Source organism: Paenibacillus cremeus, from assembly GCF_007786445.1.
Classification (GTDB): domain Bacteria; phylum Bacillota; class Bacilli; order Paenibacillales; family NBRC-103111; genus Paenibacillus_G; species Paenibacillus_G cremeus.
Map to the genome: position 1 here is coordinate 88370 of NZ_VNJI01000010.1, position 24852 is coordinate 113221.

A 24852-nucleotide genomic window follows, 5' to 3' on the forward strand; every position below is an offset into this window, starting at 1 on the left:
TTATATAACAAAATGTGCCATAAACAAAAAAAGGAGTCCCATCGAACCGCTTCGGTCAGAACCCCTCCATCATGCCCCTTAGACTTCTAACCCGCAATGCTGCTTTAAATGCTCCGAAACCGATGTAAATCGGAAGCTCTTCAGGACACTCTCCAACTTCGATTTCGTCCCGCGCACGTTATAATAGTGGATAAAATGCTCCTTTGGCGGCAAGCTCAGCTTTTGCTCTCCTGCATCGATCTCTCTCGGATGAAGGTAAACAATCGCACTGCTTCCACGGCGGTTCGCCGCTTTAATCGCCTGTTTAATGAATAGTCGCGGGAAAAACCGGAAGTAAAACCCGCCCGAATAACCCATATTGCGGCCCGCCAGGTTCATAACCGACATCGGTACCTCATAAAGCCGAAGCTCTCGCCCGCCCACCTTAGGCTTATGTATCTCGGTCGGCGCATCCGGAATCCCATACAGGAACGTTTGGACAGGAAAAATACTAGCATCATACTGCAGCCCCAGCTCTTCCAACGCCTCAAGATAATGCAGATTGCGCTCTACGATCGACCAGGATGGCGCCCGGTAACCGAGTACCTTTGTTCCCGTCAGATCCTCTAGAATGTCCACCGACTTTTTCACGTCCGCCTTAAACGCATCGTAGGTTTGACTGTATGCCAGCTCATGCCCATAGCCATGGGAGGCGACATCATGCCCTTGCCGGGCAATCTCCTTCACCACCTCCGGGTAATCCTCGCCGATACACCCCAGCACGAAAAAGGTTGCTTTAGAGCCCGTGTCGCTGCACATCTGCAAAAGACCATCCATATGTGCTCTGAACCTCGACCCTTTGCCCCTGTAATCTGCCGGATTAATGTGGTCGTAGTTGGCATGAAACCATTCTTCAATGTCAAACGTGAGCATGTTCGAAATCCGTTCCATCTTAGCCACGCTTCTTCCGCCCCTTGATTGCAAACGAAGTGCTGAGCATCCCCGAAAGCACCCCTTCGCTGTCGCTCTGGGTCACCAGCTTGAGCGGATGATAATATTTCAAAAATTCGATCTCCTCGAAGCCGAACCGCTCATACACGCCCTTAAGCTCATTCATCGAGTACATTTGATCGAACTTTTTGCTCTTCTCAATCAGCATGAGCAGCTTCCGCTGCAATGAGCCCTTGTTGAGCGTTTGGATCAGCAGCGTTCCGCCCGGTTTCGTCACTCTCGCGAGCTCTTGGATGACCGGGATATAATTCTCGATCAATTGAATGACGCCAATGCAAAGCACTACGTCAAACGTATTCTTCTCAAAATCCATCCCTGTCAAATCCTGCGACGACGTCTGAAGACCACGGGCAGCAGCAAATTCGAGGCTCTTCTGTGAGAAATCCACCCCGTGAACCGTATTGCGCTGCACCAGCGGCTCACTGAACGCGCCAACACCACAGCCTGCATCGAGGATCGTTTGGCCCTGTGTTTCTCCCAGCCAACGCAAGGTGTTGTCCCGCTGGATAAAAAAGCTTTCATCATCGAAATAATCGGAGGACTTGACAGACGCCCCGTGAATTTCGGCCTTTTGGTCAAAATACTGCTTCCAATTATTGGAATGGCTCATACGTAAATTTCCTCCGATGTTCAGAACAATAGAGATGGTTGCCTTAAGGCATTAGAAATCGGATCAGCCGTTTACCCGCCTGATTTGTAACGAAGCTGGGCGCTGCCTTCCAGAGCTCAATAAAGAAGCTTAAGCTTTGCTTGTCTGGGGGTGCTGCTGCAGCTTGGCCTCCGTCATAAATCAAATACTGCAGCTGCTTGGCCTCGGCTCCCCATTGCTCCTTATACTTATAAGTCCCTGATCCGGTTTGCGACCGGCCCAGATCAAGATATTGACATCCACTGCGAATCCCGTAGCGGACGGCTTCCCAGTACATGAAATTGTTCAGGTACTTGTTGTTATACTCTACCAGGTTAGCCCCGTAAGGATAATACAAGGTCGAGTTCCCGGGACTTTTGAGCAGCAGCATGCCTCCGACCGTCGCAGAGGTCACGCTGTCCTGAACCGTAAGCAAGGCCGCATGATCCGGCAAAAGCTCAAAAAAACGCTTAAAAAAACGGATATCCGGAGCTGGCGAACCCAGCTGCTTCATCCTACGCACATATACCTTGTAAAAAGCGTCCAGGTGCCTAAGGTCAAACGATACCCTAAAGCAATGGTTCTTGTACACCTTCCGCACATGATTGCGATTGCTGCTCGATGAACGCGACAGCACTTCCTCTTCATTGCTTGAAAGTGGAAGCACAAAGGTATGGTTCTGCAGCTGTTCCCGCCAGTCTGGCCGGCTAATACGCTGCGCCTTGAATCGAAGCTCGACGTAGCTCAATCCTAGCTTCGCTTTCAAAGCTGCGATGGCCTCAATCGCGAACGCCATGGCATCGCTGCTCACCGCACAAATATCGGTATAGTTCACAAAAGGCAGCGAAACCGCTACCCGCTTCAGTCCCAGATTGCGCCCCACCACTAGCGGAATCATCGCGCAAATGCGGTCATCCTTGTCCATGATCGCGTGATATGCACACTGATACCCAAACGACCGAAGAAGCAGCTTCCGAAACGCCGTCGAATGAAACACCGTCCCTTGGGTCAAAGCCAAGCGGTCCCACTCGTCCTTCATGGATTCCGTATACGCAATACATCTGAACATCAACGAATTATCCTTTCATCCAAAAAATGACGCCAATCATAATAAACGCACAGCCGGACCATTTCATCATGCTGATCTGCTCTTGAAACACCAAAATGGAAACGGCGATGATCAGAATATATTGGACACTGGATACAAAGGTAACATAGCTGAGATCAAATGCTGACAAGCAATAAACCCATACGACCGCCGCTAGCGCATAAGCTGCAAAGCCCCCGATAATTAACTGGGAAGACAGATAGCCGAGGAGAACCGAGACGATTCCTCCCTCGAAGCTGAGCGATTTGCTGGCCATTTTGAGCAGGGTGTTGGCAACGACGGTTAGGGATAGACTTCCAAACAGCATTAAATATTTAATCATAAGTCCGCCTTGTTTAATTTCTTTTCCAGCTCCTCCAGTTTCAGCTTGGTTAAGCCGAGCTCCTGGGTGAGCGCTTTATTGTGCATTTTTAACCCCGATATGCTGACGCTCGTTTTCAGAATCAACAGATAGGCGCTGGCAATCAAGATGGCAAAAAAGGCCGACGGGGCGTAGTAAACGCCGATCAGATTGGAGAACCAATCCATCATGCCTTTGAAAACCGACATGACCAACGTAAACATGCCGATCAAGAACCACACTAAGGAGTATTTTTCCCGCAGCTTCCGTGCTCTGACCATAAAAAATACCGAGACCATCATAGTCACGCTGAAGGCGACCCCCATAAGGTGAATACTGTCAATATGTCCCCCCTCCATGTACCTTGTCACCACCTTGTCCTGGTATAGGAGAAGAAGATCGATAGAATGACCTTCGCCATATAATACGGGCTTTTAATCGGTGTGATCGAAGACGTTCCGTGCTCCCGGTGTCTCATCTCGACCCCAACCTCTGAAATGCGGAGTCCATGCTTTTTCAACAAAATAATAGCATCCGGCTCGGGATAATCGTCTGGATAATGCCGGCAAAGCAACTCGATGCTGCGTCGATTATAAATACGGAAGCCGGAAGTGCTGTCCGTCACCTTCGTTTGAATCAGCATGCGGAACAGAAAATAAAACACCTTAATTCCCAGTCTCCTCGACCATGTTGTGCGGAACGACTGGACGTCGAGGAACCGCGAGCCAATCACCATATCGCACCCGCTTCGCGCCATCGCATCGACCAGCTTATCGACTTCCTTGGGCAGGTGCTGCCCGTCGCCGTCGATCTGAACCATATAGCAATATCCTTGTGAGAATGCGTATTTGAAGCCCGTCTGGACCGCACCGCCGATCCCCAGGTTATACGGAAGGTCCACCACTTTGACCCCTTCCGCCCTCCTAGCTGTGATCGATGTGGCATCCGTGGAACAATCGTTAATAACCAAAATATCAAACTCAGGATTCGCGGCTCGAATATCCCCGATTACCTTAAGAATGTTGTTTTGCTCATTATACGCTGGTATGACGATCAGCACTTTGTCTTGATCCATGTAGAAGCAACCCCGTGTATTTTTTGGCAATTACAATTGCGACATGAATGATTCTTTCCGCCCCGTAGCCTGCTGCAATCGCAATAAATGGCGTAGCTGGCACCTTGTAACGGTACATCCAATCGATAAAGAAAATGACACAAAAGATAAAAATGGACAGTATAATCAGCCACACGATGGAAACCTTCTTAAACTGTTTATTCATGAAAGCGCCTACCGTACCGGCCAGAAAGAGCCCTGTTGGGATCAGATTCAAGATCAGTTTCTTGATCCCATGCAAGGTGTGTATGTTCGTCTCCCACACCCAAGGTCCGAAGAAGGCAATCGATCTTCGGCCGTAAATGGCCATAACATGATCCCAGTTGTTGATGATAAAGCTTAAGACAAGACTATTTAAAATGTTAATGTTATAGTCGGGTTTAAAAGGAGCGTCAAACGCCGTTGGCTTATCGTAAATCCAGCCCTTAGCGTAAATATTGTACATGACCTTTTTGGCGTTGAACTGCATTGAAGTGACCAGAGGCTCGAGCTTATCCCCGGCCAGAAAATAGACAGCCGCGACAACTACCGCCGTGATCAAGCCACCCAAGACGTACCTGTACTTCTTAACAAAATGTAAGATCGTTTCTTTCTTCAGGTTGTAGAGGATATAGCCGAAAATAAACGCCAGCAAAATGATGCCCGTAGGTCTGAAGATCATCATATAAAACGCGGTGACCGCAAATAAAATCTGATATTTTCTTTGCTTGGTATCCATCATCATAACCAGGAAATAAATACAAAGCAGCATCACGCTGATAAAAAACGATTCGGATAAAATATACATCGCCCACAGCGTCGTATCCCAAGCTTCGGAATAAAAATATGAGGCAAAAATAGCCGACAGCCGATTAAACAGCTTGCGTGTAATTAAATAGACTAGAATCACATTCAAGCTAGCCGTTACCGCCTGTATCAACAAGATGTTCTCCGGCTCCTTAACGATGGCCAGCAGAACGGTAAGCAAGACATTATACCCAACATATAAAAGATCGTTCATTGTCAGGCCGATCTTGTACGTAGCCATCAGATTATGCGCATAGTCGATGTACCATTGGCTGTCCTCGGATTGGGGAAATCCATAGCCGGATCTCAGCCTCCAAAAATAATGATCCAGTTTCTTGTCAAGTGCTAAAAGTACTAATGGGATGATGTAAATGAACTCTAGATTCTTGTATTTATGATAGATGTGATAAAGTTGGTTCATTCACACAGCTCCACCTCATATTATTGTGCTCCGTACCTTGATGGCAGTTGTAAACATCGAGCGCACCCCAGTGTAAACGGTTTCGACTTTTCTATCGTAATGCATCGAAGCTTCGATGTAAATACAAAATAATGTTGAATAATTATTCAGATTATAGATTGTAGGACTTTGTAACCACATCCCAATCTAGCTTAAGCTATTTTTTGATATTTTCCGTAAATGAGAGCAAGGATTGTTTACACAAACCTGCCATTTCCCTGTTGTCAAACGATTTAGAAAGAAAGTATAATTTGGTTGTGGAGGCTAAATTATGGAGATCAAAGAATCGTTAGAGCAGTTTGTCACCCATCTACAAACCATCAACCGACATCTGCGTTCCAAGGTGCTGGATCGGCAGGATAGTCCGCTTACCCGCGTACAGTGGCTTTTACTTCGCCATCTTCACCGCGAGGGCACCAGTACGATCGGCCAGCTTGCTTCGCATTTGGACGTACGTTCCAGTACGATGTCCCAAATGATCGACCGGTTGGAAAAAGCCAGATTGGTGTACCGGGAGAGCAGCCAGCCGGATGCGCGTGTCCGCATGGTCGCGCTGACGGATGAGGGAACGAACATTATTTTGCAATCGAAGGCGGTTTGGGCGGAAACGCTGTCCGATGCCTTTGAACAATTTAATGAAGTCGAACGTCAACAATTTTTGGATTATATCCAGCGGCTTTCCGATTCCGTGCAGAAGAAGGCGTAGACTCGGGTACCACACAGTTAAACAAGAAAGCGACATTCCAAGAGCTCCGATGAGGAGCTTTTCTTATTCATATTCTTCCAACCGGAGGGGACCTCCTTGACGTGGAATCTGGACGATATCGTTACCTCTCCTTTAACCCCTAGCCGATTTACGATCTCTGAATCGATGTACGGTCGGGATGCGGAGCTCCAGCTGCTTTACAACGCCTACCAGCGCTCGCTTCTGGGCGGGTATGAGATGGTGTTTGTCAGCGGCGTATCCGGTATTGGCAAATCGTATTTAATCAACGAGCTGCAGCGGCTTGTCCAATCGGAGCAAGGATTATTCGTAGCAGGCAAATTCGATCAATTCAAGCGCGAAATCCCTTATCAAGCGATTCAGCAGGCAGGACGCCAGCTTGCTCAATACTTGCTGACCCTCCCAGAGGAGGAACTGCAGACGATTAAACGAATGATTCTGCAGGCGATTGGTTCGAGCGGTCAAATTCTAATCGACATGCATCCGGAGCTGGAGCCCATCTTAGGCAAGCAGCCCCCGCTCGCAAGGTTTACTCCTGCAGAGACTCACAATCGGTTTATTATGACTTGGAGAAGCTATTTATCCGTGCTCTCTAAGCTGAAGAGGTCGCTGATTATATTCCTGGATGATTTGCAATGGGCAGATCCGGCTTCACTGCAGCTAATTAGTGATTTGTCGAATAATACCGATGCCCAGCATACGATGTTCATCGGAGCCTATCGGGATCAAGAGCTTAGCGAGTCCCATCCGTTGAAGGCGATGCTGGAGAAGCTTCTCCACGTACAAGCCGCGCGATTCGTAACGATACCCTTGAAGCCTCTTGATGAGGACGCCCTGCACCAGTTAATTTCGGACACCTTACGTTCCTCCAAGCAATCCTTAGAGCCTTTGACTCGAATCGTGATGAGCAGAACGAAGGGCAATCCGTTTTTTGTCAAGCAATTTGTCCGGTCACTCTATGACTTGCAGCTGCTGTGGTATGTGGAGTCGGAGCAAGGCTGGCGATGGGATGCGGACAAAATTAGCGAGCTCCATATGACCGATAATGTGTTTGACTTCATGCTTAAGCGGATTGGAAGGCTGCCTTCGACGCTTCAGGAGCTGCTAAAGGATGCGTCCTGCATCGGGCACGAGTTTACAGCCCAAACGCTTTCGCTGGCGGTTGATGAGCCGTTTGAAGTTTTGCAGCCCTTTCTGACCGAAGCGGTGGATGAAGGGCTTTTGCTTTATTCCGCCCGCGGAAGGCATCCCATCGATTCCCCTCACCAGTCCTATAAATTCATGCATGATCGCGTACATCAGGCCTTCTATTCGCTGATCCCTGAAATGCACAAGCAGGAGCTCCATTTGAAGCTCGGCCGGCTGCTGCAGCAGCATACATCCGAAGAGGTTCGAGAGGAGAAGCGGTTTGAGATTGTGAACCAGCTCAATCTCGGCATGGCATGGATCAGCACGGCGGAAGAACGTGAGCAGCTGATTCGCCTCAACATCGCCGCGTGCCAGAAGGCCAAGATCAACGCCGCTCATGAAACGGCCTATCGTTATGCCATCTATGCTAAGAGCCTGCATCATACAGACTGGAAATGGGATTATGACTTGACTTTCATGATCCACATGGAGCTTGCGGAGCTGCAATATTTATGCGGACACTTTGAGAAAGCCAAAGCGACTTTCGCCCAACTGCTGCAGAACGCCCATTCCAAGCTGGAGAAAGCCAATGTTTATCATCTGATGATGGTGCTGTACACCAATACGGGTGAGCACGAAGAGGCTTTGCGGATGGGATTGGAAGGATTGCGTCTGTTTAACCTACCTATCCAACCGTCTGTAAATCTAATGACCATTATGTGGGAAATGCTCAAGACCCGAATCGCGGTAGGGATTAAACGACCGGAGGAGCTGCTGGATCACCCTGTCATCTCGGACCCGAACCATTTCGCGGTGATGCGGTTAATGGTCCATTTGATTGCGCCCGCGTATTATTTGAATTCCGAGCTGTACATTTATCTCATGCTTCGGATGTTTAATTACTCCCTTGAGCATGGCCATTCCGAAGGGTCGGCATTAGCTTATTCCACCTACAGCGTCATTTTGAGCTCCATCTTCGGCCGTCTGAAAGCCGGCAATGACTATGGCTTGCTCGGTCTGAAGCTCTGTGATTCGCTGGACTGCACCTCGATCAAGTGTAAAGTGTATTTCGGATATGGCGCCTTCACCAGCAATCTGAGCGAGCACATGGAGAAGCATGCTGAATATTTGCTCAAAGCGTACCAGTTCGGCGTTCAATCCGGTGATTTCGTGTATGCCGGCTATTCGATCAACTTTCGGTTTTTCCTTCGAATCTATATGGGCCATTTCTTAGCGGAGGTGTGGAAGGAATCGGTGCTCTACGGCGCGTTTATGGCCAAAGCGCAGGATCAGGATGCGATATCGATCTATTCGGTTTTGCAGCGGTATATGGTGAACATGATGGCTGACGCGGAGCACCAAGCGGCCTTCATGAGCGGTGAAGAAATCAGGCAGCTAGAGGCGCTGACGAATAAAGCGGCGATCCATACTTATTACACGCTGCAAGCGCAGGCGTACTACTTACAGGGCCGTTACGAGGACGCATATCTTATATGCGAAGCGGCGGAGACCAGCCTCAAGAACGTGTTTGGCTTACTGCATATCCACCTGCATTATTTCAACCAAGGGATGACTGCTGCAGCGTTATACCCCAGTGCCTCTCCAGCCGATCAAAAGCGCTGCAAACGACGGGTTCGCAAAAGCCTGCGGTTCCTTACGCCATGGGCCCGTCATTCGCCGAACAATTTTCTGCACCTGAAGCTGCTGCTGGAAGCCGGATGGTATCGAATCAACGGTAAGTCAGCATTGGCCATAAGGAGCTATGAACGCGCGATTGAAGCGGCGGTGAAGCAGCATTTTCTGCACTATGAGGCGATGGCTTGGGAAGCGATGGCGAAATGCCAGCAGCAATCGGGCTTGCTCGAGATCGCGTCTACTTCCTTGTCCAAAGCTCAAGCCTTATATGCGAAATGGGGCGCTGCGTGGAAATCGGCCGAGTTGGATCGCACGCTGGCGGTGCAGCTTCCAGAAAACCAAAAAAACTAGCATCGGGCTGACACCTAATCAGCCCTTGCTAGTTTTTTAGTATTGCGTCTATTCCCCGGAACTGGACTTGGACTTAGCGAAAAACTGCTCCATAAACTGCAGCGCCTCGGTCAAATGCTCTCCGAAATAATCCCAGGTATGCTCTCCTTCAAACTCCATATATTCATGCGGATACCCTAGCTGTTCCAAGAGAACCGTATACGCGGTATTGAGCGGATACAAGTAGTCGGACGTCCCGCAGTTAAAATGCAGCTCCGGTCGATTCTCCTCCCCTACCATCCGTGCCGCCAGCACATGCAAATCATGCTCGCGTACATGCGGCCCCTTGACTGGGCCTATCATCCGGCACAGCTCCGTTCGAAGCAGCTCCTCCGTGATGAGATTGGCCGCCGTCAGTGCACCGGAAATACTAGCTGCTGCGCCGAACAGCCCGGGATTGCGAAGCGCCAGCATGAAGGCACCGAACCCACCCATCGACAAGCCGCACACCGCTCGGCTCTCGCGCTCAGCGATCGTGCGGTACTCCATATCAATCGCCGGGATCAGATCATACAGCAAATAGTCCTCGAAGCGACCAGAGCCATCGTACCAGTTCATATAAAAAGTGCCCTGCCCATAGCCCCCGTCACTTGGCATGACGACAATGCATTCACGCAGCTGACCCGATGCGATCATAGCATCCAAGGTAGTCTCCGCATTGCCCTTCATCAGCCAGCTGGCTTCATTCCCGTACAGGCCGTGAAGCAAATAGATGACCGGATAACGGCGATCCCCCGACGTATCATAGCTTGGCGGTAAATAGACATTGCACAATTTGCGCTGATATAAAGCACCCGAGAAAAACGGAAAAGGTTGTACGCTCATGCAGCAAATCCCCTCTTCTGCCGTACGCTGGGTTTAGCTAAGCACGGCGGTCATATGTTCTTCCGTAATCGACCAGTGGGACGTATTCCAAATGGTCTCTTTATTTTTAATATATAAAATTTGCGGCGAAGCGTGCTTCACACCGGTGTCTTCAGCAATTTGGTTGGAAACCGGACGGGATTCGATCACCTTCACAAGGATGTAATCCACCTCTTCGTTCGGCTGCTTGCCTAGATACGTTTCGTATTCTTGAAGAGCGTTGAAGCTTACAGGGCAGGCCGTGCTATGCTTCAAGAGGACGATCGGCTTGGAGGCCGTCCCTTCAAATAATTGATTCCACTCATCGTTCGTCGTAATTTCTTTCCACTGTGTCATCATTCGTTCCTCCATCTCATGGTTTACTTGCGGTCAAAATAATAATGGACTGCCTCGATCCGCTCACCCAGCGTCATAATGCCATAGGAGTATTGCGTTTGTCTTCGCTTATCCGTGGGCGAGCCGGGATTGAATAGCAGCATTCCTCCGCGCTCCTCCATATAGGGGACATGGGAATGCCCGAAAATGACGACGTCCACTGTAGCCCCTTCATCCCCGTAAAAGGAGCGGTAGGCGGTATCCGGGGTCGAACGCCCTCCATCGCCGTGAATCATGCCAATGCGATAAGGGCCAAGCTTCAGCACCTTGCGTTTGCCAAAGCGGCGAATGATCTCGATTCCGTCATTGTTGCCGGCAATCCCGTCAACCGGTGCAATCGCTGCAAACAAGTCAACCACGGCTTCATCCATCCAATCTCCGGCATGCAATATCAGGTCTACACCTTCCAAACCGCGAACCAGCGCGTCAGGCAGACTGGCAGCCCGGCTAAACATATGTGTGTCGGATACAACACCAATGCGCATGAACGGACCGCCTTTCCTCAAACATCATTCTTTCATTTTACCATACTAATGCGGAAAAGAAAAAACAGCGCCCAGGAGGCGGGCGCCGATCTCTAATCCAAAATGGTGAACCAGTCGACCATTTTCGAGGCCAGCAGCTTGCGCTTGCCCTGCAGCTCGGAATAAATCGAGAGCTTGTATTGCTTCATGAACTTGGTTCGGTACATCAAATCCGGATCCGCCTTCGAGATGAGGTATTTGTGATCACCGAGATCCAGCTTTTTGTCATCGTCCGTCGGCTTTGTCTCCAAATATAAGACTTCCTCCGTCGGTCCCGCTTCGCCTGCATCTTCGAACACGAAGATCAGCTTGGTGCCTTCATTGTTCGTTTCGTAGAAATTGTCCTTACTCAGCTTATAATCGAAATTAATGCGCAGCCCTTTATTATCGATGGTCGTTTGGACATGACCGATTGAAATCGTATAAGGAAACATATCGACGTTTTTCAGAATCGGCTTCGGCGTTGTTTGCTCCTGAGGCAAGGTCATTTCGACGGCGTTCAGATACGCATCCGTCTTCTCATCGGCTCCGCTCCAATGCTGATCCGTTACGGCTTCCCCGACAACCAAGCTAAGCTTTGAGGTGTCGAAGTCCCTAGGCAGCTTGGTAATGAGCGACTGCACAGCAATACCAGAAGGATTGAGCTTTGACTTTACTTCACGGATTTTCATCGGAAAGAGCTGCTCGTCCGGTGTTTTCAAGAAGGCAGCCACTTTCGGCAAGGCAGCGGATCGCTTCTCCTGATTGATCGTCTCCAGCTGCACCTCGACCCACTTGGAGGTATCATCCACGTAGGTATTCACCGCGCGCGGAGCATAGGTCGCTTTGCGGCCCGCACCGGTAATCGGCTGCTTATCCCCTAAGGCAACCATCGGCATGGAAACGTTTGGCAGCGGCAGCTCAAACTGCGCCATATCTTCGGCCGTCGTCTCGCTCACCTTTTCCTGAACGACCAGCCTGACACTGGAGAACGGATACGTGTACGGAATTTTGGCCGCGAGCTGTACATGCATCGGTGTGCCGGGCGGAAGCCCTGCAGCCCGATCCGTGCGGATCGCCTTAGCCTCCACCTTGACGCCGTCATCCAGCAGAAAGTACGCCTTCAGGTCTGGAAAAGGGAGCGCGGATTCCTCCTGATGAGTAAGCGAAAGGTCCGAACTAAGGATGTCTTGGTCCTCCCACGGCATCCGCTGAAGCTTCTCCACCTGCAGCCGATAAGTCCCTGTGAGGTTCGTATAATCCACCGGACTGCCTAGCGGGATGGACTCTTGAACCGCCGCTGGGACGGTGAGCGTCGCGATCGGATAGTTCAGCTTCTGATCGTCGGCAATCGCGACCGGCTGGGAGATGACCACCTCCCAATCCCCTTCGGCCGCTGCTTTCGGGAGCAAGCTACCCTTCAGCTGCAGCTCTACGGCAACCTCCGGTGTCAATAGCTGCTTATCCGCAGGTACAACCGCGTCCAGCGGATAAAGCGTCCCGCTGCTCGTCCGCAGCGAATACTGCAGACCGGGCAGCTTCAAGCTGGCACTGCCGTGGTTGGTTAGCCGCATCTGAAGCCGGGGCGTGAGGTAGGAATCCTTTTGCTGCAAATAGCGCTTCGTAATTTGCGCTTCCACGGGGAAGCTGCCGAACGTAAGCGTCGGACTGTCCGAGGAGTTAGCAAGCACCGAATCGAGCTCGGCGGGAAATTGGATGCTTCCGACCTGTTCCTCCAGCGCCGCAGACATGTAATTCCAATGCTTGATCTGGAAGCTTAGCTCGCCAAGTGTCACCGAATCATTCACCGGCGCATAAAAGGAGAAATCCATCGATTGCCCGGCTGGGATGTCCTTCTTCGCTTTGTCCTGCGGGAGCAATTGAACCTCAAATTCTGCACCGCTGCTGCTCGACACTCGTACCCAGTAATCTAAGAACGACAGCTCTTTTGCTTCCCCATTGGCCACGGTCATCGTAAAGAACAGCATGCGCCCGTTTTCCGACGGCAAGATGACGGCATTTTTCAATTGGAAAAAGGAATTGGCTGTAACATATACGGACCCCAGCTGCTGCTCGGAAGCCAGCAAATCCCGTTGATAGGCCACGCTTTTGGCGGCGTAAGCGGCGGTGCCTTGTCCTGCAATGGGAGCGGCGGCAAGCAGTCCGATCAGCACCCACTTGAGTTTGATTGACTTTGAACGACTCACTTCAGCGCTTCCTCCTTCGACTTCGGTTTCTCCTGCTGACTTTCTTCCGGAGGCAGCAATACGATGCGGCCGTCCTCCACCTGCACTTTGACCTTGTTCGATTGCGTTAAGCCGATGGTTTGCAGCATGTCGGCCGGAATTTGCAATCGGCCCGCTTTGTCGACAACGGCGTACTCCACGTGTGATTCCTCCCCTTCGTCGGGCTGACCACCCCGCTCCAGCTCTGCCAGCTCATCGGCATACGACTTGCGGCGAATAATTTCCGAGGATGTCTTCCCGTCCCGGATCGCCACGACCCGGTCCACCTTCTTGGCGAGCAGCGGATCATGGGTTACGATGACGACCGTCAGTCCCAGATTCCGGTTCAACTCGCGGAACAAATCAAGAATCTGATTCGCCATCTTTGTGTCGACTGATCCGGTCGGCTCATCAGCCAGCAGCAGCCTCGGCTGGTTGGCCAGAGCGATCGCAATCGCAACCCGCTGCTGCTCGCCTCCGGACAGCTGGTTCAGCTTATTGCCTCGGCGATGGCTCAGACCTACCGCCTCCAGCAGCTCCAGCGCCCGCTCGCGCTTGCGCCGTCCTTTCAGCAGAATGGGCAGCTCCACATTTTCCTGTGCTGTCAGGTAGGGAATCAGGTTCCGCGCGTTATTCTGCCAGACGAAGCCGACGGTTTCGCGCTTGTAGCGGACCAGATCCCGCTCCGTAAACTTCAGCAAATCCTTGCCATCCACCTGCAGCTGACCGGCGGAGGGGCGGTCCAGACCGCCCAGCATGTTCAGCAGTGTCGATTTACCGCTGCCGCTGTTGCCGATAATGGCCATCAGCTCACCTGGCTCCACATGCAAATCCAGGCCCTGCAGAGCCACGACCTCCAGATCCGCTACTTTATAAATTTTGACCAAGTTATCGCAATGAATCACGCACAGGCCTCCCTCTTAGTCCTCACCAAGCTTGACAGCTTGGTGGATTTTGATGCGGGACAGCATCGAGCCGAGGATGAACAGTCCAATCGACAGCATGAAGCCGACGATAATAAAGAGCTGCAGCTGGTCTCGAGGATCGAAGGTAACCTGAAACGGCGGCACCTGAGACGACGTCTGCAGGGACAGCTGGAACATCGGCACGAACAGCCGGCTGGCCGTGTTGCCCAGCAGCACACCGATGGCAATGGCCGCACCGGAGGTCAGCAGCTGCTCGCCCACCAGCATGATCATCAGCTGGCGGAATGAGATCCCCATAGCGCGAAGAATACCAAGCTGCAGCACGCGGCCGGACAGCGACAAAATCCAGTACAGCAGGAAGCCGAAGAAGCTGATAATGATCGAGATTAGAAACCCTAGCGTCATAACCCCATTAATGGCGAGCTGGAACGGATCGTTTTTCGCGCGGATCAGCAGTTGCTTGGCATCGTTCAGCTTCGTGACGGGAATGTTCTTATCCTCGAGCGATTGATACAGCTGCTGGCTGCTCGCATCCGGCTTCAGCTTCAACCAAACATCGTAAGGCTCCAGCGCCAGATTGTTCTGTATAAACGATAAATGCCCGACGATGAGCATAGGGTATTTGACCTTGGTCGAGGTCTTCGCATTTTTGTTCGCGGCTGTACCAGCACTGCTCGTGGCCGATTTATCGCTAAAGTTCGGATTCGGATTCCACGATGGCCAGTAATCGATAATGCCGTAAATATTGAACATGGCGGCCTCCACCCCGCTCCAGCCGGCGTAGATATGGTCTCCAGGCTTGAGGTTGAATTGGTCCGCAATCGACCTAGAGATCAGCACCGCGGAAGGATCCACCGCCATCAGGTTCAGGTAATCGTTAAGATGATGATCGAGCAGCCCATTGCGCAGCCAAGCGGTCTGACCAAAGGCATCCGTATCGATGCCCATGATGGTCGCGGTATCCTTGTTTTTACCTGATGTAATCGCCGCGTCCTTTTTCACGAACACCTTGGCCGCCGATTCCACACCGGGAAGCTGCGTCAAGGGCAAGAATGGCGGCTCCGAAAACTGTATTTTCTTTTTCACCGCTGGGATCACTACAGGCGCAGGGGTGCCATCCTCATCGCTTGAGGCATCCGGCTGCTGATCCTCCATGCCCGGGGGCGGCGCATCGTCCTCCCATTTGATCTGCATCATAATGTCCGCGCCATTGCCGTACAGAATTTTTTCGCTGGAATTCTTATTAATCGTCCGCGCCGCACTGGCGCTAAACATTCCTGTAGCCAGCGTAACGCTCAGAAATACCATGATGGCTTGATACTGCGTCGTCGAGCGCCCTACCTGCAGCAGAGTCGAGTACAGCGACGGCGGCCACCACTTGCGCCCGATGCCGTACAAGAGTCGGATGAGAAAAGGATAAATCCGCAGCAGTAGGAAAGCGCAGCCCAGAATAAACAACGCCGGTACAAGAAACAGCAGCGGATCGATACGCAAATCGGTTGCGTCTAAACCTAACGACTGCAAATCGTTCATTCGCCGCTGGAAGGTCTGCAAGCCGTAGATCGCGATCCCAACCAGCACCACATCGACAAAATATTTGTGCCAAAACGACTGCTTCTGCTGCCTCGCCATCTGCTGCTTGTGACCGACAATCGTCGCTCTAGTAGCAAAGAGAACCGGAAGGATCGTCATCGCAACCGAGCACAGCACGGCAATGAGGCCGTATTGATACGCATCTCGCGTAAGCTCTACCTTCAGTGCTGCGCGCTGAACGAACTCCAGGAAGCCGTTGGAGGCACCGAGCACCTTCGTCAGCATCAGACCGACATAAGGTCCGACAGCAAGCGCAATGGCTCCCAGCATCAGCCCCTCGATCAAATAGCTGGCGACGATCTGAAATCGGCTCGCCCCACGGCTGCGCAGGACAGCGATCTCCGTTTTTTGCCGCTCCGTAATCAGGTTCGACACCATAAAGAGGTAGTAGGCCAGCATGATCATCACCGGCACATTGAGCGACCAAAGCATCAGCTTCAGCCGTTCTTCCTTGACGTAATAGCCACCCATGGTTTGCAGCGCCGGCGCTTTCATAGACACATTGGCAAACCGCTCGCCCAAAAAGTTCTCCGTACCCGCATACCAGGAGCTGAAGATCGGGATCGAATTCAGGGTCATCTTGGTGTAATCCACGGCGGTATACCAGATGGACGACCGCACAAACAGCTGCTGCTCTTCCATAAATGACTTTTCGAACGTTTCAAATGGGATCAGGAAGCTGCCCCGATAGCTGGACATGTAGTTGTACCAGTACAGGTCGTCGTATGATTTCCGATCAATGACACCTACCACTTTAAACTTCAGCGGCGTCACGCCTTCATCGGAGATGACAAATTCGTTGCCGACAACGAGCTTTAGGTTGCTTAACGCATCCTCTACGACCACGACCTCGTATTCCCCGTTGACCGGCTCTTTTTGCGGCCAGACCCCATCCTTCAGCACGGCATGCTCCTGCATCTCGCTCATCGCGACGATGTCCACCGGACGGTTCACCTTGTCATCCACCCGGGTCGGGTCAACAGGCAGCATAGCAAAGCGATCGGTCGCCCGTTCAATCACATAGGTCTTTAAAGGCAGGCCTAGACGCGGGTGAAGCTGCTCTGTCATGAAGCGATCCGCTTCGCGCAGCTTTTTGACGTTATCCTCCACCCCGTTCTCCGCACTGGAGTAGATGGAGGTCCATAGGATGCCAGGATATTGCTGTGTGTCCGTTTGCAAAAGCTCCAAATCCTTAATCAGCAGCCGATGCAAAATCGCATTCGTATAGATCGGCATACTGCTCGCGAGCCCCACGGAAATGACCAGGCCGAGCAGCAAGCTGAGCTCCAGCCATTTGTTTTTGACCATCTTACGGATCATCATGACCAATAACGCCACGAAGCGTCACCTCAATTGTTTAAAATCACCTTCTGGCCTTCCTTTAGCCCCTTGCGGATTTCCACTTCGGTGGCGGACACGATCCCTTTTTCCACATCAATCTCTTTCCGGCTGTCGCCTTCGAGCACCTGCACATAATCGCGTCCCATGTACGATCGCAGCCCCACCTTCGGGATAACCAGCACGCCGTCCCGCTTCTCGGTCACGATTGTAATGTCTGCGTTGCTGCCAATCGTCACGTCCCCCGGCAAATCCGCTACGCTGATCGCTACCGTTTTGGCATTCTTATCGTTGACGGCCTTCACATCGGATGTCGGAGCAGTGGCTGGAATTTGCACCACGGTGCCTTTATACAGCTTGTTTTTGATTTTGACATCCGCGTCCATACCGATCTGAATCCCGGTCAAATCCGTGATGTTCGTGAATTCGTAAACGAGCTTCATCTTCGTCGGATCGGATACCGTCACCAGCTGCTTATAAGCCTGAACCACATCCCCCTGCTTAATCGGATCAATGTAGGTTACGATCCCGCTTACATCCGACACCAGCTTGGCCCGCTTCATCTGGGCATTGAGCATATCCAGCTGAATCTGCTCCTTCTGCACGTCGAGCACCTTCATCCGAATCGACATGGCGTCGCCGCGCTTCTCATCCTTCGTCTGCTCCAGCGCGATATTGGCCTTCTCCAGCACCAGCTCCTGCTGACGAACCCGACTGATCAAATCCCCGGTCTCGATCGAAGCGATCACATCTCCGGCCTTCACCTCGGACCCCAGCCCGACGTTCATCGTCGCCAGTCGCCCGCCCGATTCAATAAAAAACAAATATTGCAGCCGATCCGATGCAAACGTCCCTACACCAGTGACCGCCTTCGTCACGCTTCCCTTTTTCACATCGTAGAGCTCAAAATTTTCCTTCACCGGCTTCACGAGCGGAGGCTTCAACGCCTCCTCTTCCTTCGGGAGCAGACTGCATCCGGATAAAAGCGCAGTCAGCGTCACCGTGCACGCCAGCGGTCCCCACAGCTTACGGGCACCGATACCGGCCCCATTAGGCTTCTTCCACAATGTGTCCATCCTCCAATGCATACACTTGATCGACGATTTCCATAATCGCCGGGTCGTGCGTCGTGAGTATAATCGTCATTTTCTCCTGCTGCACCAAATCCTTGAACACCTTCATCACCTGCAGCCCCATCCGGCTGTCCAGCTCCGCTGTAGGCTCGTCAGCCAGCAGCAACGAGGGACGATGAGCAATCGCCCTGGCAATCGCTACGCGCTGCTGCTCCCCCCCGGACATCTCGAAGGGACGGTGCTTCATCCGCGGCTTCAAGCCGACGAAATCGAGCGCCTGCTCGGCGTAGTCACGCCGTTTGGAGGAGGCCACCCCGGCAATGCGCAGCCCGAATTCGACGTTCTCATAAGCAGACATATAGGGAACGAGAGCAAACGATTGAAAAATCAGGCCCAGCTGCGTACGCCGCCACTCATTGCGCTGCTTGTCCGACCAGCCGGTCAGTTCGTGGCCGTTAAAATAAATCGCGCCCTCCGTCGGCCGATCAAGAGATCCGAGCATGTTGAGCAGCGTCGTTTTGCCCGAGCCGGAACGCCCCTTGAGCGCCACCAGCCGGCCCGGTGCGATGCGGAGATTCGCCCCGCGCAGCGCGTGGACTGCGGCCGTGCCTTTGCCGAACGTACGGGTGATGCCCACCGCTTCGATGATCGGTTCGATGTCCATCCCCCGGTATGGAATTGTCATTGCGATCACATTCCTTCTTCGATTGTAAGCGTTCACTTTATTAACTCTACTGTGTTCCAGCGCATAAAAAAAGACTCCTATTTGTTGGAAAAGGAGTCTTTTTGTTCGATTCCGATCGTTTTACTCGCGATCTACAAATTCCTTTGGTGTGCAGCCAACCAGTTTTTTGAACGTCTTAGCAAATGCTTTGGCATCATGAAAGCCGACCGCTTCCGCGATCTCATACACCTTCCGGCTGCCATCCTGCAGCATGCGTTTGGCGGCCTGCATACGAATCCGCGTCAACGCTTCCGATAGCGGCTCGCCCGTTTCTTTGCTGTACAGATCGCTCAAATAGCTGCGGCTTAGCCGAACATGATCTGCGATGTCCGTCGTGCTGACCGGCAAATGGTAGTGGGCTTGCATATACTCATACGCTTTGCGGATAAACGGATTGCGTGACGTCATCACGTCCGAGCCCATGCCACTTTGAAGCGTGATCAGATGGAGGATGGCCGATTCGGTGAACTGGGCTAAGGGCTCCAGCTGTAAATGATTCGGCACGCTATCAGAATGGAGATACGCTTCCTCATAGGTCTCCAAATCCAGCGCTTCATTGTACTGCTGAGCGAAGGCCGCGGCCAGGCTGAGCAGCTCTTGATAAAAGGCATACACCCTCGCTACCTGCGGGCGCTCCGCCGCAATTCGATGAGCGATCTCCCGCAGCCAGTGAAGGGCCGCCTCCGAGTTCGCCGCTGCAAGCGCCCGAAGCAAATTGTGCTTCTCCTCCTGCGGTAAGCGACCGTCCCTTGCTGTGTCGGCGCTGCCCGCGTAGAAATAGCGCTCCCACTCCAGCTGATGCTGCTCTAGGGCAGCCTGTAGTTCCACTAGATTATGAATACCACTAACGGAAGATATAAAAAAATGAGGTCTATCGACTTCGCCAGCCGACACCCGGGGACCCCCATGTGCTTGCAGCTGCCCCCGAACATGCGCTGTGATGTCCTGCGCTGCAGCAGAGTCGAGATAAAGCACCATCCCTTGGCGCTCCGTCCAAGACATCAGGGCAATGGCATCGGGAAAGGCTCCGCTTGCCGATGACCAGTTGAGGTCCGATGACAAATGAATCATACAGCTGACGAAAGCTGCGGTGTCGGTTGAGTTTGTGCCGCAGAGGCTTCGCAGCTGTTCATCCTTTTCCAGTGGCGGCTCTTCCTCCAGCAGCCTGCGAAGATAGAGCCCTGTCTGCGTCGGGCGTGACTGCTCCAGCTGCTCCCGCCAGCGGTTGCGCTCCGCCGCCTCGGTTCGCTTGCGCACCAGCGCTTCCTTGGCCTCGTGCAGCACCACGGTTAAGCCTTCCGGCTCCATCGTCGGCTTTAAAATATAGTCGCCAGCCCCATGCTTCATCGCTTCCTTCACGACTTGAAAATCGTCCAGACAGCTCAGCACGACAACCGCCACATCGAGCTGCTCCTGCTCCAGCTTGCGAACGAGCTCTAAGCCGTCCATGCGAGGCATGAGAATATCTGTCACAACGATATCGATCTCGCCCTTCTGAAGCGCATCCCAGGCCTCCAGCCCGTCCTCCGCTTCGCCGTACCAAGCCAGCCCCTCCGACTCCCAATCGATCATGGTCCTCAGCACCTGGCGAATAATCGGCTCGTCATCTACAATCAGTACGTTCACCTTCGCTATCCCCCGCTTTGATGCATCGGAAGCGTGAGCCGGATCGTCGTGCCTTCCCCCGGCTTGCTGACGATGTGCATGTTGTAACCGCTGCCGTAATACAGCCGGATTTTTTCACGAATATGCTTGAGACCGATGCCGGTCATCCGTTCTCGAACACGGGGGCCAGCAGGCGGCTCCAGCTCCATTGTCCCTTGCGCGCTCTCGGTCATGCCCACCCCGTTATCCTCTACTTCGCAAAGGAGCAGGCCGCGGCTCACATCGACGTGAATCCGAACCGCAATCCGGCCCTCCCGCTTCCCCGGTTCGATCCCATGAACAATCGCATTCTCCACCAGAGGCTGCAGCAGCATGCAGGGCAGCAGGCACTCCTTTGAAGCTGGCTCCATCTCACAGATCAATTGAATTTTATCCCCGTAGCGGAAACGCTGGATCTCCATATAATCCTGAAGCAGCCCAATTTCCTCTCGAACGGTTATGAAATCGCCCTTTTTCCCTAAGCTGGCTTGAAGCAGCCGGACCAGCGCCGTCACGGCTTCCGAAATTTGCGGAGTTTTGTGCAGCTTGGCCACCCATTTGATCGTATTGAGCGTATTGTACAAAAAGTGCGGATTCAGCTGATATTGCAGCGCTTCCATCTCGGCCTCTTTTTTCAGCGCTTCTTCTCGTTTGACTTGCTTGATCAGCTCCTCCAGCCGGTTCAGCATCTGGTTATAGCTCTCACCGAGCTCCTGCAATCCGTTCCCATGCTTGCTCACCCAATAGGCCTTGAGATCCCCCAGCTCCGCCCGCTTCATCAAGCCGCGCAGCTGCGCTACAGGAGTCATGTAAAGACGCTTATACAAAAATGCACTTGCGGTAAACAGAAGCGCCAGCACCAACGTAAACAGCAGTAGAAGGAGCACCACACGGTTCCGATCTGCAAAAGAATGTGCAGGGATCAGCTCGGCTCTTGAATACCAGGAGACGTAAGGGATGCCGAGTCGCTTTTGCGAGATGTATCGTCCACTGTCCCATTGCTGGAACTCGCCTTTGCGTTCACCCGCTGCTGCCCAGACCTCGGCCTTGGTAGCTGAAGGTTCTAAGCCGTAGATCAGCTGGCCCTGCTCATCGATCACCGCAAAGCGGCGAAATACACGATCACTCACAGCATCCTTCAGCAGCTTGGACGCATTTAAAGAGAGGGTCAGCGTGCCTTTGACGATGCTCGTGCCCCGCTCAAACAATGGCGCCGCATAAATCAGCTCATGCTCGCGGGCATTCTCCTCCATCGAGTCCGTCGTCACAGGCAATAGCAGCCTTTCATTGCGAGATAATGCCGGCAAGCGTCTGGACGCCAGCGATTTCCCTCCCGCGGCCGGCTGATTGCAGAGCGAGAGGCCTGTGCTGTCTTGAGTGAGGCACAGCTCATTAATATAGCTCCATTGCTGAGCCTGCTGCTTAATCAGCGCATCCAAATAGTCGCGCAGCGCCGCTTCCTCCGCCGACTCCCGGCTTAGCCCGGTTTCGGCAAATCGTCGAACCGCCCAATCGCCTGAAAGCGTCTTCACCATCCGGTCCAACTCACCCATCGACTGCTCGATTCGCTGCGAGGCTTGCTCATGCCACAATCTAGCCTGCTTCTCCTCCTGCTCGCGAGCGGCAGATACTGATTGCCAATAGAGGAGCGCTGCGGTACCGGAGAAAATCAATAGACAAATGATGCCTAGATAAATCAGCAAACGCAGCATAGTCTTCCGTCTCCCACGGTAAGTCGTTACTAGTCGTTTTAATCGTTAGGTAAGGAAACAACCCATGAGCTATGGAGCTCATGGGTTGTCATTCCAAGCTATCGCCTTATGGCGTTCCTGTCAAACTAAGCGCTTGGGAAGAAATCGTTTCTTTGTAGCGGGACATACAGTTGCACAGGAAATCCTTCCGGCAAACCGGGCAAGGCTCCTTCAAAAGACGGCTAATATGAGTAGGCACGGCTACACCTGCCGCATCTTTACCAAACGTCAGACGGCAAACGGTCCGGTCTTTCAGTTGCGTTACGACTTCAAACAATCCGTTCTTGGGATTGTTACTGACGATTTTGGCATCGACGACTTGCGGATTGTATGCCAAGTTCAGCACCTCTTTCAACATATATAATGATCTCATCAGCGTATCTATGGTTGTTTCGTGGCAAACCTTGTCAGTAATCAACCATGCGTACTATGAATGATATCGCTTTTTATCGGTCTCCGTCAAGCAAATTGCCGAGTCCGCCCAAAATACTGCCTTCCTCTTTCCGGCCGCCAGGTCCCGCTGCGCTCAGCACCCGGTCTGCCAAACGGCTGAACGGCAGCGATTGAATCCATACGCGGCCCGGTCCTCTCAGCGTAGCAAAGAACAAGCCTTCACCGCCGAAAATGGCCGTTTTAATCCCCTTCACGAATTCGATGTCGTAATCAACGTCCTGCGTCATGGCCACCAGGCACCCGGTATCCACGCGAATCATCTCGCCAGGCTGCAGCACACGCTCGCAGATCGCGCCGCCAGCATGAACGAATGCGAGGCCGTCGCCCTCGATTTTTTGCATAATAAAGCCTTCGCCACCGAAAAATCCGGTGCCCAGCTTCCGCTGAAAATCGATTCCGACCGATACGCCCTTCGCCGCACAGAGGAAGGCATCCTTTTGGCAAATCAATTTTCCGCCTAGCATGGATAAGTCCATCGGCAATATTCGGCCGGGATAAGGGGATGCGAAGCTGACCCGCTCTTTGCCGCGGCCTCGGTTCGTAAACACGGTCATAAACAAGCTCTCGCCGGTTAACAGCCGCTTGCCCGCGCCGAACAGCTTGCCCATTAGGCCTTTTCCTTGATCGCTGCCATCGCCAAAAATCGTTTCCATTTGTATGCTTTGATCCATCATCATCATGCTTCCGGCTTCAGCTACAACACTTTCACCCGGATCCAGCTCGATTTCGACATACTGCATTTCCGAGCCGTTGATTTGGTAATCAATTTCATGTGCGTTCATAACGTCCACTCCTCTGCCAATTCAAGATCGATCAGATCCGTTCTGCCAAACAGAGCTGCTCCATGCATGATCATACGACAGAGCAGGTTTAAAGTTTCAACGCAGCATACTCGATTCGCAGGTGGGACGCAGCTTCAGCCGCTTGCTTCCGCGCTTCATCCACGGTATCCGCCGAGCTCAATGCCACCGCCATCCGGCGACCGAACTTCGTTTCCGGTTTGCCGAACACACGGACCTGCGAATTCGGTACAGCCAGAGCTTGCTCCAGACCGCCTATGCGGAATTCCTCTGCACTTGCTTCCCGGTCTGCTTTTAGCGTGTAGGAGGCCCCTGGGGTCAAGAGACGAATCGTCGGGATCGGGAAGCCGAGAATCGCCCGTACGTGCAAGGCAAACTCAGACAAATCCTGTGTGACCATCGTCACCATTCCCGTATCGTGAGGTCTTGGGCTCACCTCGCTAAAATACACTTTGTCCGGTGCGAGGAACAGCTCGACGCCGTACAAGCCTGCTCCGCCCAGCGCCTCAGTGATCGCGCCTGCAATCCGCTGCGCTTCTTGGATTTGCTGCTCGCTCATCGCATGAGGCTGCCAAGACTCAATATAGTCGCCATCCTTTTGAATATGTCCGATCGGGGCGCAGTATGTAGTTCCGGAGACGGATCGAACCGTCAGCAGTGTAATTTCCGAGTCAAAACGGATAAACTCTTCGACGATCACTCGCGTTTTCTTCGCACGGCCGCCCTCCATCGCATAGTTCCAGCACTGCTCGACGTCTTCCGGGGTACGGCAGACGCTCTGGCCTTTGCCGGAGGAGCTCATGATCGGCTTGATCACGCAAGGCGTTCCGATCTGAGCTACAGCAGCCCGCAGCTCGTCCAGACTGTCGGCAAACGCGTAGCCTGCCGTCGGAAGTCCAAGTGTTTCAGCCGCTAACCGGCGAATCCCTTCCCGGTCCATCGTCAGCCGCGCCGCGTTCGCTGTAGGCACGACGTGGTAGCCTTCTTGCTCAAGCTCTACGAGCGTCGGCGTTGCAATCGCTTCGATCTCCGGTACGATCAGATCCGGCTTCTCTTGCTCGATTAGCCTGCGCAGTTCCTCGCCGTCCAGCATATTAATGACGTAAGAGCGATGCGCTGCCTGCATGGCAGGTGCGGATGCATAGCGGTCTACCGCAATCGTTTCGACGCCCAGCCGCTGCGCTTCGATAATTACTTCTTTGCCAAGCTCGCCAGAGCCGAGCAGCATCATTTTCTTCGCTTGTCCCGATAAAGGGGCTCCGTACATAAATGAATTCCTC

22 protein-coding genes are annotated in these 24852 nt (G+C 52.6%); 2 read left to right on the forward strand and 20 right to left on the reverse strand.

Annotated features, from left to right (window positions below; genetic code table 11):
• Positions 1 to 78 precede the first annotated feature (78 nt).
• Genes FPZ49_RS10120 through FPZ49_RS10150 form a run of 7 tightly spaced genes read right to left on the reverse strand, consistent with a single transcriptional unit; the run spans position 79 to position 5387 of the window.
• Positions 79 to 930, reverse strand: a complete 852-nt coding sequence (locus tag FPZ49_RS10120; RefSeq protein WP_261381353.1) for a polysaccharide deacetylase family protein — start codon at positions 928 to 930, stop codon at positions 79 to 81.
• A 1-nt stretch (position 931) separates the two neighbouring features.
• Positions 932 to 1600 carry a class I SAM-dependent methyltransferase gene (locus FPZ49_RS10125; protein ID WP_144846125.1) on the reverse strand — a complete coding sequence of 223 codons (669 nt, stop codon included), beginning with the start codon at positions 1598 to 1600 and terminating at the stop codon, positions 932 to 934.
• A 43-nt stretch (positions 1601 to 1643) separates the two neighbouring features.
• On the reverse strand, positions 1644 to 2687 hold the full coding sequence (locus tag FPZ49_RS10130) for a GNAT family N-acetyltransferase (protein ID WP_144846127.1): 1044 nt from the start codon (positions 2685 to 2687) through the stop codon (positions 1644 to 1646).
• Positions 2688 to 2694: 7 nt separating this feature from the next.
• Positions 2695 to 3048, reverse strand: coding sequence for a hypothetical protein (locus tag FPZ49_RS10135; protein WP_144846129.1), 354 nt, complete (start codon positions 3046 to 3048; stop codon positions 2695 to 2697).
• Positions 3045 to 3425: a DUF2304 domain-containing protein gene (locus tag FPZ49_RS10140; protein WP_144846131.1), complete on the reverse strand. Its 381-nt coding sequence runs from the start codon at positions 3423 to 3425 to the stop codon at positions 3045 to 3047. The genes FPZ49_RS10135 and FPZ49_RS10140 overlap by 4 nt, the downstream gene beginning before the upstream one ends.
• 8 nt (positions 3426 to 3433) lie before the next feature.
• Positions 3434 to 4141 (reverse strand): glycosyltransferase family 2 protein, encoded by a 708-nt coding sequence (locus FPZ49_RS10145; protein ID WP_144846133.1) that lies wholly within the window; start codon positions 4139 to 4141, stop codon positions 3434 to 3436.
• Positions 4101 to 5387, reverse strand: a complete 1287-nt coding sequence (locus FPZ49_RS10150; RefSeq protein WP_144846135.1) for a glycosyltransferase family 39 protein — start codon at positions 5385 to 5387, stop codon at positions 4101 to 4103. Before FPZ49_RS10150 ends, FPZ49_RS10145 begins: the two co-directional genes overlap by 41 nt.
• Before the next feature lie 310 nt (positions 5388 to 5697).
• Between FPZ49_RS10150 and FPZ49_RS10155 the strand changes: the two genes are divergently transcribed.
• Both FPZ49_RS10155 and FPZ49_RS10160 read left to right on the forward strand, forming a co-directional pair.
• A complete protein-coding gene (locus FPZ49_RS10155) occupies positions 5698 to 6132 on the forward strand; it encodes a MarR family winged helix-turn-helix transcriptional regulator (protein WP_144846137.1) in 435 nt (144 codons plus the stop codon).
• A gap of 96 nt (positions 6133 to 6228) precedes the next feature.
• Positions 6229 to 9264 carry an ATP-binding protein gene (locus tag FPZ49_RS10160; RefSeq protein WP_144846139.1) on the forward strand — a complete coding sequence of 1012 codons (3036 nt, stop codon included), beginning with the start codon at positions 6229 to 6231 and terminating at the stop codon, positions 9262 to 9264.
• A gap of 48 nt (positions 9265 to 9312) precedes the next feature.
• Here the strand turns inward: FPZ49_RS10160 and FPZ49_RS10165 are convergent, their stop codons facing one another.
• The 13 genes from FPZ49_RS10165 to purT all read right to left on the reverse strand — a co-directional run bounded on the left by FPZ49_RS10165 (position 9313) and on the right by purT (position 24839).
• On the reverse strand, positions 9313 to 10128 hold the full coding sequence (locus tag FPZ49_RS10165; RefSeq protein ID WP_144846141.1) for an alpha/beta hydrolase: 816 nt from the start codon (positions 10126 to 10128) through the stop codon (positions 9313 to 9315).
• Positions 10129 to 10161: 33 nt separating this feature from the next.
• Positions 10162 to 10503, reverse strand: a complete 342-nt coding sequence (ytxJ, locus tag FPZ49_RS10170; protein WP_144846284.1) for a bacillithiol system redox-active protein YtxJ — start codon at positions 10501 to 10503, stop codon at positions 10162 to 10164.
• Positions 10504 to 10526: 23 nt separating this feature from the next.
• On the reverse strand, positions 10527 to 11027 hold the full coding sequence (locus tag FPZ49_RS10175; protein ID WP_144846143.1) for a metallophosphoesterase family protein: 501 nt from the start codon (positions 11025 to 11027) through the stop codon (positions 10527 to 10529).
• A gap of 92 nt (positions 11028 to 11119) precedes the next feature.
• Positions 11120 to 13252: a hypothetical protein gene (locus FPZ49_RS10180; protein ID WP_144846145.1), complete on the reverse strand. Its 2133-nt coding sequence runs from the start codon at positions 13250 to 13252 to the stop codon at positions 11120 to 11122.
• On the reverse strand, positions 13249 to 14175 hold the full coding sequence (locus tag FPZ49_RS10185) for an ATP-binding cassette domain-containing protein (RefSeq protein WP_144846148.1): 927 nt from the start codon (positions 14173 to 14175) through the stop codon (positions 13249 to 13251). Before FPZ49_RS10185 ends, FPZ49_RS10180 begins: the two co-directional genes overlap by 4 nt.
• Positions 14176 to 14190: 15 nt before the next feature.
• Complete coding sequence (locus FPZ49_RS10190) at positions 14191 to 17127, reverse strand: ABC transporter permease (RefSeq protein ID WP_144846150.1); 2937 nt, start codon at positions 17125 to 17127, stop codon at positions 14191 to 14193.
• Between the two features lie 11 nt (positions 17128 to 17138).
• Entirely contained in the window at positions 17139 to 18194 is a 1056-nt protein-coding gene (locus FPZ49_RS10195) for an efflux RND transporter periplasmic adaptor subunit (RefSeq protein WP_261381343.1), read from the reverse strand.
• Entirely contained in the window at positions 18178 to 18885 is a 708-nt protein-coding gene (locus FPZ49_RS10200; protein ID WP_144846154.1) for an ABC transporter ATP-binding protein, read from the reverse strand. Before FPZ49_RS10200 ends, FPZ49_RS10195 begins: the two co-directional genes overlap by 17 nt.
• Positions 18886 to 19005: 120 nt before the next feature.
• Positions 19006 to 20550, reverse strand: a complete 1545-nt coding sequence (locus tag FPZ49_RS10205) for a response regulator (protein ID WP_144846156.1) — start codon at positions 20548 to 20550, stop codon at positions 19006 to 19008.
• A gap of 5 nt (positions 20551 to 20555) precedes the next feature.
• Positions 20556 to 22280: a sensor histidine kinase gene (locus tag FPZ49_RS10210; RefSeq protein ID WP_144846158.1), complete on the reverse strand. Its 1725-nt coding sequence runs from the start codon at positions 22278 to 22280 to the stop codon at positions 20556 to 20558.
• A gap of 106 nt (positions 22281 to 22386) precedes the next feature.
• Positions 22387 to 22665, reverse strand: coding sequence for a hypothetical protein (locus FPZ49_RS10215; protein ID WP_261381354.1), 279 nt, complete (start codon positions 22663 to 22665; stop codon positions 22387 to 22389).
• A 100-nt stretch (positions 22666 to 22765) separates the two neighbouring features.
• Positions 22766 to 23554: a TIGR00266 family protein gene (locus FPZ49_RS10220; protein WP_144846162.1), complete on the reverse strand. Its 789-nt coding sequence runs from the start codon at positions 23552 to 23554 to the stop codon at positions 22766 to 22768.
• Between the two features lie 88 nt (positions 23555 to 23642).
• Complete coding sequence (gene purT, locus FPZ49_RS10225; protein WP_144846164.1) at positions 23643 to 24839, reverse strand: formate-dependent phosphoribosylglycinamide formyltransferase; 1197 nt, start codon at positions 24837 to 24839, stop codon at positions 23643 to 23645.
• Between the last annotated feature and the right edge of the window lie 13 nt (positions 24840 to 24852).